Below are 15,525 nucleotides of genomic sequence, written 5' to 3' on the forward strand. Positions count from 1 at the left end.
GTTTCTTATAACTGCATCAGGTCGATCAAAATCTGGCGCGTATTCAGCGGCGCGCCGCCCAGGTGGTGCGCCAGCAGGAAGCGCATCAGCTGCTTGCTCTGCGCCTGCGTGACCGGGTCGCCGTAGTCCTCGCGCTCCATGTCGAGCAGGGTCTTGCCGCTCACCACCGGCCAGCCGTCGGCGGGCACGGCTTCGCGCGCACCCTTTTCCGGGTCGACCACGTAGTCGCGCGCCGGGTCCACCGGGCCGCGTGTCGTGGTCGAGCGCCCGAGGTCTGCCGCGACCCCTGTTTCCTTAAGTAAGGCCCGTTCGAACTTTCGCAAGACGATGGGCGGCGGCTCGCCGTGGGCGAGCTGGTTGAGGGTGGAGACGTAGTGGTCGAAGAGAAGCGGATGCTTGTCGTCGCGCGCCAGCAGTTTCACCAGCAGCTCGTTGAGGTAGAAACCGCACAGCAGCGCGGTCTTCTCCAGCGGCAGCATGCCGCCGACCCATTCGGCATCGATCAGGGTGCGCAGTTCGGATCTTCCGCTGAAGGACACCGACAGCGGCTGGAAGGTCTGCAGCACGCCGCGCAGCTTCGACAGCGGCCGCTTGGCGCCCTTCGCGACCACGCCCACGCGGCCGAAGTCGCGCGTGAACATGTCCACGATCAGGCTGGTTTCCTTGTAGGGATAGCTGTGCAGGACGAAGCCGGGCTGGCCGGTGACGCGGGTGTCGCGTACGGGCGGCCGGCTGCGCTTGGCCGCTACCGGAACGGCCGGTTCCGGTGTTTCGATGAGGTCGTCTGTATTTTCTTGGTCGGGCATGCGTGGGGGACGGCCTCCGAAGGTTTATTCGTAACCGTAGGCGCGCAGGCCGGCTTCGTTGTCGGCCCAGCCGGATTTCACCTTGACCCAGATCTCCAGGTACACGGGGCCGCCGAACAGCTTTTCCATGTCCAGGCGCGACTGCGTCGAGATCTCTTTCAAGCGTGCCCCCTTGTTGCCGATGATCATGGACTTGTGCGTGTCGCGTTCGACCAGGATGGCGCAGAAGATGCGGCGCAGCTTGCCTTCCTGCTGGAACTGCTCGACCAGCACGGTGCTGGTGTAAGGCAGTTCGTCGCCCAGCAGCCGGAACACCTTTTCGCGCACGATTTCGGCGGCCAGGAACTTCTCGCTGCGGTCGGTGATGTCGTCCGGGCCGAAAATCGGCGGGTTCTGCGGCAGGTGGCGCTTGATCTCTTCTTCCAGGGCATCCACCTGGAAGCGCATCTTGGCCGAGACCGGCACGATGGCGGTGAAGTCGCGCAGCGCGGCGACCTTCTGGGCGAAGGGCATCAGGACCGCCTTGTCCTTCATGCGGTCGGATTTATTGATGACCAGCACCACCGGGACGTTCTTCGGCAACAGGTCGAGCACCTGCTGGTCGGCCGGGCCGAAGGTGCCGGCTTCGACCAGGAACAGGATCACGTCCGAGGACGTCAGCGTGTTCGAGACGGTCTTGTTCAGCGTCTTGTTGAGCGCGTTCGCATGGCGGGTCTGGAAGCCCGGGGTGTCGACGTAGATGAACTGGGCGTCGTCGCGGGTCTGGATGCCGGTGATGCGGTGACGCGTCGTCTGTGCCTTGCGCGAGGTGATCGACACCTTGGCGCCGATCAGGACGTTCATCAGGGTCGACTTGCCGACGTTCGGGCGGCCGACGATGGCGATGTAGCCGCAGCGGGAGTTTTCTGGGGTGCCGGTGTCGCCGGTATCGATGCTGTCGTTGTTCATGGTGGTGCTCATGCGGATTTGCTACCTGTTGGTTCTGCTTGCGAAGCCCCTTCGGACTGGACCGTGCCGATGCCCGCCAGCTTCAGCTGGGCGGCGCGCGGCTTGGACTTGCGGGCTGCCGGCGCCTTGGCCAGCACCCCCTGGGCCGCTTCCAGCGCCAGGCGGGCAGCAGCCTGTTCGCCGGCGCGGCGGCTGCCGCCACGTCCGAAGACCTGCACGTTCAGCTTCGGCACCAGGCACTCGACCTCGAATTCCTGGCTGTGGGCGGCGCCGTGCGTGGCCACCACGTTATAGGTCGGCAGCGAGATTTTCTTGCTCTGCAGGAATTCCTGCAGCAGGGTCTTGGCGTCCTTGCCCAGTGTACGCGGATCGACCGTATCGAGCAGCGGGATATAGAAGGCGCGAATCACGTCGCGCGCGGCATCGAAACCGGTGTCGAGGAAGATCGCTCCAAGCAAGGCCTCGAGGGTGTCGGCCAAGATCGAAGGGCGGCGGAAACCGCCCGACTTCAACTCGCCCTCCCCCAGGCGCAGGAACTGCGACAGCTCGAGCTTCTGGGCGATCTCGAACAGCGATTGCTGCTTGACCAGATTGGCACGCAGGCGCGACAGGTCGCCTTCGTCGAGGCCGGTGAAACGCTCGTACAGGATCGAGGCCACGACGCAGTTCAGGATCGAGTCGCCCAGGAATTCCAGGCGTTCGTTATGCAGCGCGCTATGGCTACGGTGGGTCAGGGCTTGCTGGAGCAGGCCGGTGTCCCGGAACGTGTAACCCAAGCGTGTTTGCAATAACTGTAGATTCATTGTGCTGTCGTCGTTTCGCCGGCCTGGAGCCAGTACCGGCGTCTGTTGCCTGTTACTGGGACGCGGTCGCGTCCGCTTCTGCGGAAGCCGTGGCTTCCTTTGCCGCGTTGACACCGCTCGGGTCGGTGGTGCCCGCGTAGTCGATCACGAGGCTGACATTGCCGACCAGCGGCACCCGCTTCTCGTAGGCGAAGCTGACCTGGGTCTCGCCGTCCTCGCGGGTGATGGTCAGGTCGCGTCCCTTGATGGCGGTGACGTTGTTCATGCCGGCGTTCTTATCGAAGGCTACCTGTATTTCGCGGGGCGTGCCGCCAGCTTCCTTGGCGCGTTGCATCGCGTCCTTGGCGGCGCTGTACTCGAAATAGGTCGGCAGCAGCTTGAGCGCAAGGACCGCGACCACGCCCAGTGCGGCCAGCACGAGGATCAAGCCGGTCAGTGAAATGCCGCGCTGCCTGGATTGGAAAGCTTGTTGACGCATCGTGGATCTCCCGGATTACTGGATGCCGCCGATCCGTTTCGGATCGCCGAAGTTCATCCAGACGACGATCGCCTTGCCAACAATGTTCTTGTCCGGAACGAAGCCCCAATAGCGGCTGTCGGCACTGTTGTCGCGGTTATCGCCCATCATGAAATAGTTGCCCGGAGGTACGATACAGGTAAACTTGTCGTACGAATAGTCGCAGGCCTCACGGTTCGGGAAATTCTCCACGGCGCCGAGATCGAGCGTGCGCTTGCCGTCGGTGTTCAGGATGCGGTGCGACAGGCTGGTGAGGTGCTCGGTGAACTGCTTGTGGTAGACCGGATGCTGGTCGTCCAGGTAGTCGTCCATCGGGGTGTATTGCACCGGCTTGCCGTTCACGGTCAGGCGCTTGTTCTCGTAGGTGATGGTATCGCCCGGCACGCCGATGACGCGCTTGATGTAGTCCTGACCCATGTCCTTCGGATACTTGAACACCATCACGTCGCCACGCTGCGGATCGCCGACTTCGATCACCTTCTTGTTGATGATCGGCAGCCGGATGCCGTAGGCGTACTTGTTCACGAGGATGAAGTCGCCCACCAGCAGGGTCGGCACCATCGACGAGGACGGGATCTTGAACGGCTCCCACAGGAAGGAGCGCAGGACGAAGACCAGCGCGATCACCGGGAAGAAGCTGCCCGAGTACTCGATCCAGGTCGGCTGGCGCAGGTGCGCCTGCTCGATGGCGGCGCGCCCGTTGCCGCTGTCGACCTTGATGCCCTCGGCGGTCAGCTTGGCTGTGCGCGCGTCGTACTCGGCCAGGGCGGCGTCGGCCTTGCGGCGGCGCGCCCTGGCCAGCACGAACACGTCCAGGCACCAGATGACGCCGGTCACTACCATCAGGACGAACAGGATCAGAGCAAAATTGCTCAGGATGGGTTGCATATCCATTTATTTTTCTTCCACCTGGAGGATGGCCAGGAAGGCCTCCTGCGGGATCTCCACCGAACCGACCTGCTTCATGCGCTTCTTGCCGGCCTTCTGTTTTTCTAACAGCTTCTTCTTACGCGAAATGTCGCCGCCATAGCACTTGGCCAGGACGTTCTTGCGCAATGCCTTGACGTTCTCGCGCGAGATGATGGTGGCGCCGATCGCGGCCTGGATCGCCACGTCGAACATCTGGCGCGGGATCAGTTCGCGCATTTTCGCGGCGACCTGACGCCCGCGGTAGGCGGCGTTGGCGCGGTGCACGATGATCGCCAGCGCGTCGACCTTCTCGCTATTGATCAGCATGTCGACCTTCACCACGTCCGACGCCCGGTTTTCCTTGAACTCGTAGTCCATCGACGCGTAGCCGCGCGAGGTCGACTTCAGGCGATCGAAGAAGTCGAGCACGATCTCGGCCATCGGAATCTCGTACACCAGTTTGACCTGGCGGCCGTGGTAGGCCATGTCCATCTGGACGCCGCGCTTGCCGTTACAGAGGGTCATGACCGAGCCGACATACTCTTGCGGCATGTACAGGTTGACGGTGACGATCGGCTCGCGGATCTCGGCGATCTTCGACGGCTCCGGCATCTTGGACGGGTTGTCGACGCGAAGCTGGGTGCCGTCGCGCATCTCGACTTCGTACACCACGGTCGGGGCCGTGGTGATCAGGTCCATGTCGAATTCGCGCTCGAGGCGCTCCTGCACGATCTCCATGTGCAGCAGGCCCAGGAAGCCGCAGCGGAAGCCGAAGCCCAGCGCCTGCGAGACTTCCGGTTCGTACATCAGGGCGGCGTCGTTCAGCTTCAGCTTTTCCAGCGAGTCGCGCAGGGCGTCGTACTGGTTCGCTTCCACCGGGAACAAACCGGCGAAGACCTGGGGCTGGACTTCCTTGAAGCCCGGCAGCGGCGCCGGGGCCGGCTTGTTGGCCAGGGTGACGGTGTCGCCCACCTTGGCGGCGGTCAGTTCCTTGATGCCGGCGATGATGAAGCCCACCTGCCCTGCCGACAGTTCCGGCAGCGAGACCGAGCGCGGGGTGAAGATGCCGATGCTCTCGACCAGCTGCTGCGAGCCGGTCGCCATCAGCAGGATCTTGTCCTTGGGGCGCAGGGTGCCGTTGACCACGCGCACCAGCATCACGACGCCCACGTAGGGGTCGTACCAGGAGTCGACGATCAGGGCCTGCAGCGGCGCGTCCGGGTCGCCCTTGGGCGGCGGGACCTTGGCGATCAGGGTTTCCAGCACGTCTTCCACGCCCAGGCCGGTCTTGGCCGAGCAGGTGGTGGCGTCGGACGCGTCGAGGCCGATCACGTCCTCGATTTCCTTCTTCGCGTTGTCCGGGTCGGCGTGCGGCAGGTCGATCTTGTTCAGGATCGGCACCACTTCCACGCCCAGGTCGAGCGCGGTATAGCAGTTGGCCACGGTCTGGGCTTCCACGCCCTGACTCGCATCGACGACCAGCAGCGCGCCTTCGCAGGCCGAGAGCGAGCGCGAGACTTCGTACGAGAAGTCGACGTGGCCCGGGGTGTCGATCAGGTTCAGGTTGTAGGTCTGGCCGTCGCGCGCCTTGTACTGCAGGGCCGCGGTCTGGGCCTTGATGGTGATGCCGCGCTCGCGTTCCAGGTCCATCGAGTCGAGCACCTGCGCGTCCATCTCGCGCTCCGACAGGCCGCCGCACAGCTGGATGATGCGGTCGGCCAGGGTCGATTTGCCGTGGTCGATGTGGGCGATGATGGAGAAGTTACGTATGTTGTTCATTAACAAAGCTCAAAACCAAAAAGGCCGCGGGCAGCGCGGCAGGCTACGACAGCAAACGGATGCAATGCGGTGGCGAAAGGCGCGTGGCAATGCAAAAAAGCGCTCCGTGGGGGGCATGCCGGCCCCCGGTCGAAGCGCTCGATCAAGCGAATGAAAAGCGTTGGCGGCAGGTCTGCAATCGGCCGGCGCTTTTCCGACCCCGGCATTTTACCGGATTCCGCGCCGGAAAGCCCGGTTTTGGGCTTGCCGAGGGGCAGAAAGGCGGATTTCGGGTTAACTTCGGGACAATGCGCCGGTTCTCGTAGGGTGGTCGGCTCGGCCGACCACCCTACTTCTAGGCCGCCCTTGCCAGGCAAGCATCAGCCCAGCCGCGCGACGCAGCCGGATCGAGGAAGTAATGGCACTGTTCCTCGCCAGCTGGGTCCCCGTACAGCACCGGCACCAGTTCGTCGAAACGCGCCACCAGCGCCGGGTCGGCGTCGACGTCGACCACGGCGACCTCGAAGTGCTCGCCCGGCTGCTGCAGGGCCAGCAAGGCCTGCAGCATGTCTTCGCACAGGTGGCAGTAGCTGCGCGAATAGAGCGTGAAAGGAACCGTGCGCGTCATTGGCGTGGCTTCACGACGACGTACTGGGTGACGTTCTCGCGCCGCACCAGCAGGGCCACCGGCTTCTTCGGATCCAGCTTGGCGATCACGGCATTGAACTGGGCAGCGTTGCTCACCTGGGTATTGCCCACTTGGGAGATGATGTCGCCCGGACGGATGCCCGCCGTCGCCGCATTGCCCTCGGCATTCTCGACCAGCACGCCGCCGTCGATGCCGGTTTCGGCGCGCGCGGCCGCCGGGATGTCGGAGACCACCAGGCCGAGCGCGTTCGGCGCGGCGCCCGGGGCCGGCTTCTTGGGCGTGGCGCGGGCGGTCGGGGAGCGCTCTTCCTGCAGTTCGACGATGGTTACCGGCACGTCGAGCTGGGTGCCGCGGCGCCAGACGGTGACGGTGGCGCGGCTGCCCACCTTGGTGGCGCCGACCAGGCGCGGCAGGTCGCGGGTGGTCTCGATCGGCTGGCCGTTGAACTTCAGGATGATGTCGCCGACCTTGATGCCGCCCTTCTCGGCCGGGCCGCCGGCTTCCACCATCGACACCTCGGCGCCACGCGCCTTGCCCAGGCCGAGCGATTCGGCCACGTCGCGCGTGACTTCGCTGATCTGCACGCCGAGGCGGCCGCGCGTGACCTTGCCGGTGGTCTTCAGCTGGTCGGCGACGCGCATGACCTCGTCAATCGGCACGGCGAAGGAGATGCCGTTGTAGGCGCCCGAGAGCGTCGCGATCTGCGAGTTGATGCCGATGACCTCGCCGCGCATGTTGATCAGGGGGCCACCCGAGTTGCCGGGGTTGACGGCAACGTCGGACTGGATCAGCGGCAGGTATTCGCCGGTGTCGCGCGACTTGGCCGAGATGATGCCGGAGGTCACGGTATTGTCGAGGCCGAAGGGCGAGCCGATCGCCACCACCCATTCGCCGACGCGGATCTTGCTGGAGTCGCCGGTGCGCAGGTAAGGCAGGTTGCCGGCCGACAGCTTGAGCAGGGCCACGTCCGAGCGGCGGTCCGCGCCCAGCACCTTGGCCTTGAACTCGCGCCGGTCGGTCAGCGTGACGGTGACTTCGTCCGCTCCTTCCACCACGTGGGCATTGGTCAGGACAAAACCGTCGGCGGAAATGATGAAGCCGGAGCCGACCCCACGCGTCACCTGCTCTTCGGCCCCACCGGGCCGGCCCGGACGACCCTGGCCGCCGCCGCGCGGGATCTGGCCGCCGAAGAAGCGCCGCAGGAATTCCTGCATCTCCTCCTCGCCCGGCATGCCCTGGCCGCGCGCGACGCGTTCGGTGGTGCGGATGTTGACCACGGCCGGGCCGACCTTGTCGATCAGGTCGGAAAAGTCGGGCAGCCCGGTGACGACCGGAGGCTGCACGGGAACCGGGGCGGCCGCCATGGAAGCAGAGGGGAAGAAGGCGCAGCTTGCGGCGGCCAGCAGGATCAGGCTGATGGAACGATGCGTGAATTGACGGGTCATGGGCTTGGCGTGGGAAGGCTGAGATTGACTTTATGGTAAGCCAAAACACGCGCTTTGTCGCGCCGTACGCGGGTTCGCCGCGCCCCCATCGGAGGTGGAAAACGGGAGTCGGGAAGAATGGGCGAGCTTATATGCAGGATGAATCACCACAATGGTGTGATATGCCTCGCATATCGTGCGACGAATGCATCGGCATCGGACATTACCCGGCCCCGCAGCCCGTCCTAGAGCCGCTTGACCGCGGCCGGGAGCGGATCGGCCGCGGGCCCGTCATGCGGCACCGCGCCCTGCCCGGCCAGCTTGCTGCCGTTGAGCGCCTCGCTGCCCGCCACGACCGACGGTGCGATCGCTGCCAGCGCATCCACCGGCGTCGCCGGCCGCCCGGTGCCGCGCCGCAGCGGCGTGGGCTCGGCGGCGAGCCGGTCTGCCAGGCGCAGCGCGAAGCCGGGCGGCAGTTCGACCGATACTGCCTCGTCCCGCAAGGCGTCGCCGATCGTGTGGTAAAGGCCCCATGTCTGTCGCCCATCCTCTTCGCGCAAGGCCGCGAGCGCCAGTTCGAGGTCGGCATCCGGCAATTCGCCGTCCGCAAAGGCCGATATGTATTCGCGTATCTTTTTGTTCGTGTCCATCTGGTAACCTGCCGGCGTCGGTCTGTTCAATTTGTCCCGTATCTGTACGATCCCGCTACCTACCGACGTTTGTCAACCGGGAAATCGAGCAATGGGCGCAATTTCTCGGCAATGACTTCGCGTGCACGGAAAATCCGGCTGCGTACGGTTCCTATCGGACACGCCATCACCTCGGAGATTTCTTCGTAGCTTAATCCTTCTATTTCTCGCAGAACAATTGCCGTTCGCAATTCCAGCGGCAGTGCTTCCATGGCCGCATTCACCGTATGGGCAATCTGCTTGCTCGCCAACACCGATTCCGGGGTGTTAATGTCGCGCAAGCTGTCTGCGTCATCGAATCCTTCTGCCCGCTCGGCGTCGGCCTCGGTGGAGGTCGGCGCGCGGCGGCCCTGTGTGACCAGATAGTTCTTGGCCGTGTTGATCCCGATGCGATACAGCCAGGTGTAGAAGGCGGAATCGCCGCGGAAGTGCCGCAGGGCGCGGAAGGCCTTGATGAAGGTCTCCTGCACGACATCCTCGGCTTCGGCCGGGTCGTGCACGAGGCGCGACACCAGGCGCATCAGGCGGCGCTGGTACTTGGCCACGAGCAGGTCGAACGCGCCCCGGTCGCCAGCCTGGACGCGCTCCACCAACACCTGATCACCCTCGCGTTCTGTCGTCACGGACCCTGCCCCATCGGCTGCACCGGTCCACCTCCATAAGAGTTGGCCGGCTGCAATAAGTTCAAAGTATTTTGTGCTCCATCGATGACACGCCGGCCGCCTGCCCGCCTGCGCCGAGCGCCACCACCAGGGCACGAAATGCCTCCGGCGGCAGGCTGTCCGGCAAGACGGCGACCGTGCAAGGTGCGGAGCGGCGGGCGGCCAGCCAACGGCGCATGCACCAGCCGCGCACACCATCATCCACCCCGTCCCCACCGTCGCCGGAGGACGTCTCGAGGCACAGCAGCAGCATGCGCGGCCACAGCGTCGTGCCGGCCGACAAGCTCGCCGGCAAGGCTTCGAATTTGTCTCGCCGCACACCCTGTTGTACCGTCAGGCGTAGCTGGCCGGGTCCAGAAATATCAATGCGATGCACCATTGCAGGACCGAGCGCGGCATGCAGGACGCGTGCCGCGCCGAACAGCAGCGCAAGCGCCACATACGGCGCGGCCGCGAAGGCCGGCGACGTGGCAAGGCCCACGGCGCACGCGGCCGCGAGCAGGGAGGCGCCGAAGCCGGCGAGCAGGCAGCGCAGGCAGCGGGACGGCGCAATGACGACGGTCACCGCGATCGACATGGTCTTGTTCGAGGAAAGGAGGGGCGCCGACGCCTGGGGGCGGACGGGAGGAGATACGGGGGAGTGTTTTACACAAATGCGTTGCGCAAATGTGCTGCATGAAGCGCAGGACCGAACGGTCCAGGCTGTCAGGCGCCCATTCCGATTAGACCGGAACGGGCGTGATCTAGTTCAGACCGCGGGCCTGAAAAACCTTAGACTTTTGCGAAGACGAGGGTACCGTTGGTACCGCCGAAGCCGAAGGAGTTCTTGACCGCGTAGTCGATCTTCATGTCCCGCGCCGTGTTGGCGCAGAAGTCCAGGTCGCATTCCGGATCCTGGTTGAAGATGTTGATCGTCGGCGGCGACACCTGCTTGTGGATCGCCAGCACGGTGAACACCGATTCCAGGCCGCCCGCGCCACCCAGCAGGTGGCCGGTCATCGACTTGGTCGAGTTCACGACGATGTTCTTCGCGTGATCGCCGAAGACGCGCTTGATGCCGCGCACTTCCGCCACGTCGCCCAGCGGCGTCGAGGTGCCGTGTGCGTTGACGTAGTGGACTTCGCTGGCGTTCAGGCCGGCGTTGTGCAGCGCTGCGACCATGCAGCGCGCCGCACCACTCCCGTCCTCGACCGGCGAGGTGATGTGGTTGGCGTCCGCGCTCATGCCGAAGCCGATGACTTCGGCGTAGATCTTGGCACCGCGCTTGACCGCGTGTTCGTACTCTTCAAGCACCATCACGCCGGCGCCCTCGCCCAGCACGAAGCCGTCGCGGTCCTTGTCCCACGGACGCGATGCGGTGGCCGGGTCGTCGTTGCGGGTCGACAGCGCGCGCGCCGAGGCGAAGCCGCCCAGGCCCAGGGGCGATACGGTCGATTCCGCGCCGCCGGCGATCATCACGTCGGCATCGCCGTACTCGATCAGGCGAGCGGCGGCGCCGATGCAGTGCAGGCCGGTGGTGCAGGCGGTGACGATCGCCAGGTTCGGGCCGCGCAGGCCGAATTTGATCGAGAGATCGCCCGAGATCATGTTGATGATCGATGCCGGCACGAAGAAGGGCGAGATGCGGCGCGGGCCGCGGTTCATGTACTCTTCCTTGGTGGCTTCGATCATCGGCAGGCCGCCGATGCCCGAACCGATGGTCACACCGATGCGGTCCGCGTTTTCCTCGGTCACGACCAGGCCCGAATCCTGCAGGGCCTGGATGCCGGCAGCCATGCCGTAATGGATAAAGCTATCCATGTTACGGCCTTCCTTGCCCGGCAGGTAGTCTTCCACCTTGAAGTTCTTGACTTCACCGGCGAAATGCGTCGTGAACGGCGTCGCGTCGAACTTGGTAATGTTGGCAATGCCCGACTTACCGGCCAGCGCCGCTTCCCACGCCTCGGCAATGGTGTTGCCGATTGGTGAAATGCAGCCCAGGCCGGTAACGACGACACGGCGGTTGCGTGAACGGCTCAAGCGATTCTCCCAGAAACTTTTAAAGCGACAGCTTAGGCCTTGACGTGCGCGGTAGCGTAGTCGATGGCTTGCTTGACGGTGGTGATCTTCTCAGCCTGCTCGTCAGGGATTTCCATTTCGAACTCGTCTTCCAGTGCCATCACCAGTTCCACGGTGTCCAGCGAGTCAGCGCCGAGGTCGTCAACGAACGAGGATTCGATTTTGATGTCTGCTTCTGCAACACCCAGTTGCTCAGCGACGATTTTTTTAACGCGTTGTTCGATATCCGACATGTTATGGCTCCATTAAGGTATGTGTTGCGGAAAGTGCGCGCATTTTATCAGGTTTGCGCGATGAAAAACTACTTTCGGCGATTGCCGCTATTTCCACCGAAATTACTGCTAAAAGAAGCGTACACGCCGGATTTTCTTCGTGAGCATTGAAACCCCGGCTGCTATCGCCTCCGTGTGCACTCAGTTCATGTACATGCCGCCGTTCACGTGCAACTCGGTGCCCGTGATGTAGGCGGCAGTCGGGCCGGCCAGAAAGGCCACGGCGTGGGCGATGTCTTCCGGCTGGCCCAGGCGGCCCAGCGGGATTTGGCCCAGCAGGGCTTCGTGCTGGCCTTCGCCCAGCGCCTTGGTCATGTCGGTATCGATGAAGCCCGGCGCGACGCAGTTGACGGTGATGTTGCGGCTGCCGATCTCGCGCGCCAGCGCGCGGGTCATGCCGGCCACGCCGGCCTTGGCGGCGGCGTAGTTCATCTGGCCCGGGTTGCCCGAGGCGCCCACCACCGAGGTGATGTTGATGATACGGCCGTGCTTGGCCTTCATCATCCCGCGCAATACCAGGCGCGACAGGCGGCCGACGGCGCTGAGGTTGGTCGAGATGACGCTGTCCCATTCCTCGTCCTTCATGCGCATGGCCAGGTTGTCCTGGGTGATGCCGGCATTGTTGACCAGGATCGACAGGCTGCCGAAGCTCTTCTGCACGTCGTCGACCACCGCGCCGCACTGGGCCGCGTCGGTCACGTTCAGCACGACGCCCTTGCCGCCGAATTCGGACAGGTAGGCGCCGATCGCCTCGGCGCCGGCTTCGCTGGTGGCGGTGCCGACCACCTTCGCGCCCTGGCGCGCCAGCTCCAGCGCGATGGCCTTGCCGATGCCGCGCGATGCGCCGGTAACGAGGGCGACTTGGTTCTGCAGATTCATTCTTTTCCTCTTGTTGTGAACGACGTTCGGGATGCTATGCGCAAGGCCTCAGGCCGGCTTGATCGCGCTCAGTACACGCTCCAGCGAGGCCTGGTCGACCAGGGCTTCGCCGGTCAGCGCCGGATCGATGCGCTTGGCCATGCCGATCAGGGTCTTGCTCGGCGCGCATTCGATGACCTGGGTGACACCGCTTGCGGCCATCTTCTGCATCGTTTCGACCCAGCGTACCGGACCCGCAGCCTGGCGCACCAGGGCGTCCTTGATTGCGGCCGGATCGTTCAGGATAGCAACGTCGACGTTGTTGATCAAGTCGATCCGCGGCGCCGAGAAAACGATGTTCTCCATGTAGTCGCGCAGGCGGTCCGAGGCAGGCTTGAGCAGCGACGAGTGGAACGGCGCCGACACCGCCAGCTTCATGGCGCGCTTGGCACCCTTGGCCTTGGCGATCTCGCAGGCGCGGTCGATTGCGGCGGCGTGGCCGGCGATGACGATCTGGGTCGGCTCGTTGAAGTTCACGGCCTCGACCACTTCGCCCTCTGCCGCTTGATCACACACCGCGCGCACGTCGTCGGCCTGCAAGCCCAGCACCACGGCCATGCCGCCCTGCCCGACCGGGACCGCGTCCTGCATCGACTGGGCGCGGAAGCGCACCAGCGGCACCGCGTCCTTGAAGGGAATGACGCCGGCGGCGACCAGGGCCGAGTATTCGCCCAGGCTGTGGCCGGCGACCAGGTTCGGCACCGGGCCGCCGGCGGCGATCCAGGCGCGGTACACGGCGACCGCGGCGGTCAGCATGACGGGCTGGGTGTTGGTGGTGAGGTCGAGGTCTTCCTTCGGACCTTCGGCGATCAAGCGGCCGATGTCGAAGCCGAGGGCTTCCGAGGCCTCTTGCACGGTCTGCTCGACGACCGGGTTGCCGGCGAAGCCGTTCAGCATGCCGACGGCCTGGGCGCCCTGGCCCGTAAACAGGAATGCGAATTTGCTCATGTTATTGTTCTCCGTGAGGCGATCGTTACGGGCTCCGATGACGGGCGCGGTGATCTCGCCGATAACGATCACCGCGTGGGCGGCATAGCCGCCCACCCTACGAATTCGGGGTCATGCTTACATGCGGGCGAGCACTGCGCCCCAGGTGAAACCGCCGCCGACGCCTTCCATCAGCACATTGTCGCCCTTCTTGATACGGCCGTCGCGCACCGCGCAATCGAGCGCCAGCGGGATTGAGGCGGCTGAGGTGTTGCCGTGCTGGTCGACGGTGACGACCATCTTTTCCAGCGGCAGGTCGAGCTTCTTGGCGGTGCCCTTCATGATGCGCAGGTTGGCCTGGTGCGGAATCAGCCAGTCGATGTCGGAGGGCTGCATCTTGGCGTGCTCGAGCGCCTCCTTGGCGACTTCTTCCAGCACGGTGACGGCCAGCTTGAAGACCGCCGGGCCGTCCATGTACAGGAAGCCGCTGCCGGCCACGGCGCCCTGGGCGAGGTTGCCGGGGATCGACAGGATGTGGGCATGGCTGCCGTCGGCATGCAGCTTGGTGGCCAGGATGCCCGGCTCTTCCGAGGCTTCCAGCACCACGGCGCCGGCGCCGTCGCCGAACAGCACGCAAGTGGTGCGGTCGGTGAAGTCGAGGATGCGCGAGAAGACTTCGGCGCCGATCACCAGCACGCGGCGGTAGACGCCGGCGCGGATGAAGGCGTCGGCGGTCGAGACCGCGTACACGAAGCCGCTGCACACGGCCTGCACGTCGAACGCGGCGCTGTTGTTCGCCATGCCCAGCTTCTGCTGCACGATGCAGGCGGTGCTCGGGAAGCTGCCGTGGAAGTCCGGGGTCGAGCTGGCGACGATCACCAGGTCGATGTCGGCCGGCAGCCGGCCGGCTGCCTCGAGTGCCTGGCGCGCGGCATGCACGGCCAGGTCGGATGCGTTCTCGTCGGCAGCCGCGTAGTGGCGGCTCGAAATGCCGCTGCGGGTCACGATCCATTCGTCGGAAGTCTCGATCCCCTGCTCGGCCAGCTGGGCCGCGAGTTGATCGTTGGTGACGCGCTTGGCCGGCAGGTAGCTGCCGGTACCGGTGATCTTGCTGTAGACAGTCATCTCTTCCACCATCCTGCTGGTTCTGGTTACGCCTGGCGCTGCTGGGCGTCGGGCGGGGTCGGCATCAGTTCGGCGATCAAGGCCGACAGTTGCTCTTGTACATCGTATTTCGCCGCGTCGTAGGCGCGCTTGAGCGCCCACTCGAAGGCAAAGGCATTGGCGCCGCCATGGCTCTTGAAGACCAGGCCCTTCAGGCCGAGCAGGCTGGCGCCGTTGTAGCGTTCCGGGTTCAGCTTCTTGAGCGACTTGCGGGCCAGCAGCGCGCCGGCCATCGACAGCCAGTTCTCGGTGAACACGGATTTGAAAAAGCGCGAGACGCCTTCGATGGCCTTGAGCGTGACATTGCCGACGAAGCCGTCGCACACGACCACGTCGACGGTGCCCTTGAAGATATCATTACCTTCGACGTTGCCGAAGAAATTCAGCTTGCCGCGCTCGTGATCGGCCTTGAGCAACTGGCCGGTGGCCTTGACCACGTCGTTGCCCTTGATCTCCTCGGTGCCGACGTTCAGCAGGCCGATGGTCGGGCGCGGGATGTTTTCCATGGCCGAGCACAGCACCGAACCCATGATGGCGAACTGGTGCAGGTGGTGCGGTTCGCAGTCCACGTTGGCGCCCAGGTCGAGCATGTAGGTCGGGCCGCCCTTCTGGTTCGGCATGATCGAGCAGATCGCCGGACGGTCGACGCCGGCCATGGTCTTGAGCACGTAGCGCGAGACGGCCATCAGGGCGCCGGTATTGCCGGCCGAGACGCTGGCGTTGGCGCTGCCGTCCTTGACCAGCTCGACCGCCACGCGCATGGACGAATCCTTCTTCTTGCGCAGGGCGATTTCGAGCGGATCGTCCATGGTAACGACCTCGGTGGCGTTCTTGACAATGAGACGCGAGTGCGCCTCGGCGCCATGCTTCTTGAGCTCGGCGCGCACGACGTCTTCGAGACCCACCAGGATGAGGTGGACGTCAGCTTGTTTTTTTAGAAACGAAATGGCTGCCGGAATGGTAACTGAGGGGCCGTGATCGCCGCCCATGCAGTCAATGGAAATTGTGATTGTCATTTGTT

At 64.5% G+C, this 15,525-nt stretch carries 17 protein-coding genes; all 17 read right to left on the reverse strand.

Annotated elements, in window-relative coordinates; genetic code table 11:
- Positions 1-5: 5 nt before the first annotated feature.
- On the reverse strand, positions 6-806 hold the full coding sequence (gene recO / locus MA09_RS04455; RefSeq protein WP_036245743.1) for a DNA repair protein RecO: 801 nt from the start codon (positions 804-806) through the stop codon (positions 6-8).
- Between the two features lie 24 nt (positions 807-830).
- On the reverse strand, positions 831-1,766 hold the full coding sequence (gene era, locus MA09_RS04460; protein ID WP_373887835.1) for a GTPase Era: 936 nt from the start codon (positions 1,764-1,766) through the stop codon (positions 831-833).
- Complete coding sequence (rnc, locus tag MA09_RS04465; RefSeq protein ID WP_229440558.1) at positions 1,763-2,530, reverse strand: ribonuclease III; 768 nt, start codon at positions 2,528-2,530, stop codon at positions 1,763-1,765. The genes era and rnc overlap by 4 nt, the downstream gene beginning before the upstream one ends.
- Positions 2,531-2,609: 79 nt before the next feature.
- The gene (locus MA09_RS04470; RefSeq protein WP_036245746.1) at positions 2,610-3,035 is read right to left on the reverse strand and encodes a DUF4845 domain-containing protein; all 426 of its coding nucleotides are present in this window, start codon (positions 3,033-3,035) and stop codon (positions 2,610-2,612) included.
- Between the two features lie 15 nt (positions 3,036-3,050).
- Positions 3,051-3,968 carry a signal peptidase I gene (gene lepB / locus MA09_RS04475; RefSeq protein ID WP_036245748.1) on the reverse strand — a complete coding sequence of 306 codons (918 nt, stop codon included), beginning with the start codon at positions 3,966-3,968 and terminating at the stop codon, positions 3,051-3,053.
- Positions 3,969-5,762, reverse strand: a complete 1,794-nt coding sequence (lepA, locus tag MA09_RS04480; RefSeq protein WP_036245750.1) for a translation elongation factor 4 — start codon at positions 5,760-5,762, stop codon at positions 3,969-3,971.
- Positions 5,763-6,096: 334 nt separating this feature from the next.
- Positions 6,097-6,369, reverse strand: a complete 273-nt coding sequence (locus MA09_RS04485; RefSeq protein ID WP_036245752.1) for a glutaredoxin family protein — start codon at positions 6,367-6,369, stop codon at positions 6,097-6,099.
- Complete coding sequence (locus MA09_RS04490; RefSeq protein WP_036245753.1) at positions 6,366-7,835, reverse strand: DegQ family serine endoprotease; 1,470 nt, start codon at positions 7,833-7,835, stop codon at positions 6,366-6,368. Before MA09_RS04490 ends, MA09_RS04485 begins: the two co-directional genes overlap by 4 nt.
- Positions 7,836-8,059: 224 nt before the next feature.
- Positions 8,060-8,464 carry a sigma-E factor negative regulatory protein gene (locus MA09_RS04495; RefSeq protein ID WP_081897423.1) on the reverse strand — a complete coding sequence of 135 codons (405 nt, stop codon included), beginning with the start codon at positions 8,462-8,464 and terminating at the stop codon, positions 8,060-8,062.
- A gap of 59 nt (positions 8,465-8,523) precedes the next feature.
- Positions 8,524-9,126 carry an RNA polymerase sigma factor RpoE gene (gene rpoE, locus MA09_RS04500; protein WP_036245754.1) on the reverse strand — a complete coding sequence of 201 codons (603 nt, stop codon included), beginning with the start codon at positions 9,124-9,126 and terminating at the stop codon, positions 8,524-8,526.
- 61 nt (positions 9,127-9,187) lie between these two features.
- On the reverse strand, positions 9,188-9,742 hold the full coding sequence (locus MA09_RS04505) for a hypothetical protein (protein ID WP_036245755.1): 555 nt from the start codon (positions 9,740-9,742) through the stop codon (positions 9,188-9,190).
- Between the two features lie 194 nt (positions 9,743-9,936).
- Positions 9,937-11,184, reverse strand: coding sequence for a beta-ketoacyl-ACP synthase II (gene fabF / locus MA09_RS04510; RefSeq protein WP_036245756.1), 1,248 nt, complete (start codon positions 11,182-11,184; stop codon positions 9,937-9,939).
- A gap of 32 nt (positions 11,185-11,216) precedes the next feature.
- A complete protein-coding gene (gene acpP / locus MA09_RS04515) occupies positions 11,217-11,456 on the reverse strand; it encodes an acyl carrier protein (protein ID WP_020653257.1) in 240 nt (79 codons plus the stop codon).
- A gap of 180 nt (positions 11,457-11,636) precedes the next feature.
- Complete coding sequence (gene fabG / locus MA09_RS04520; protein ID WP_036244466.1) at positions 11,637-12,374, reverse strand: 3-oxoacyl-ACP reductase FabG; 738 nt, start codon at positions 12,372-12,374, stop codon at positions 11,637-11,639.
- Between the two features lie 48 nt (positions 12,375-12,422).
- Positions 12,423-13,361: an ACP S-malonyltransferase gene (gene fabD / locus MA09_RS04525; protein WP_036244473.1), complete on the reverse strand. Its 939-nt coding sequence runs from the start codon at positions 13,359-13,361 to the stop codon at positions 12,423-12,425.
- Positions 13,362-13,478: 117 nt separating this feature from the next.
- Positions 13,479-14,465, reverse strand: a complete 987-nt coding sequence (locus MA09_RS04530; RefSeq protein WP_036244471.1) for a beta-ketoacyl-ACP synthase III — start codon at positions 14,463-14,465, stop codon at positions 13,479-13,481.
- A gap of 26 nt (positions 14,466-14,491) precedes the next feature.
- The gene (plsX, locus tag MA09_RS04535; RefSeq protein ID WP_036244464.1) at positions 14,492-15,520 is read right to left on the reverse strand and encodes a phosphate acyltransferase PlsX; all 1,029 of its coding nucleotides are present in this window, start codon (positions 15,518-15,520) and stop codon (positions 14,492-14,494) included.
- Positions 15,521-15,525 lie beyond the last annotated feature (5 nt).

It is taken from the genome of Massilia sp. BSC265 (genome assembly GCF_000740675.1).
In the GTDB taxonomy this organism is placed as follows: Bacteria; Pseudomonadota; Gammaproteobacteria; order Burkholderiales; family Burkholderiaceae_D; genus Telluria.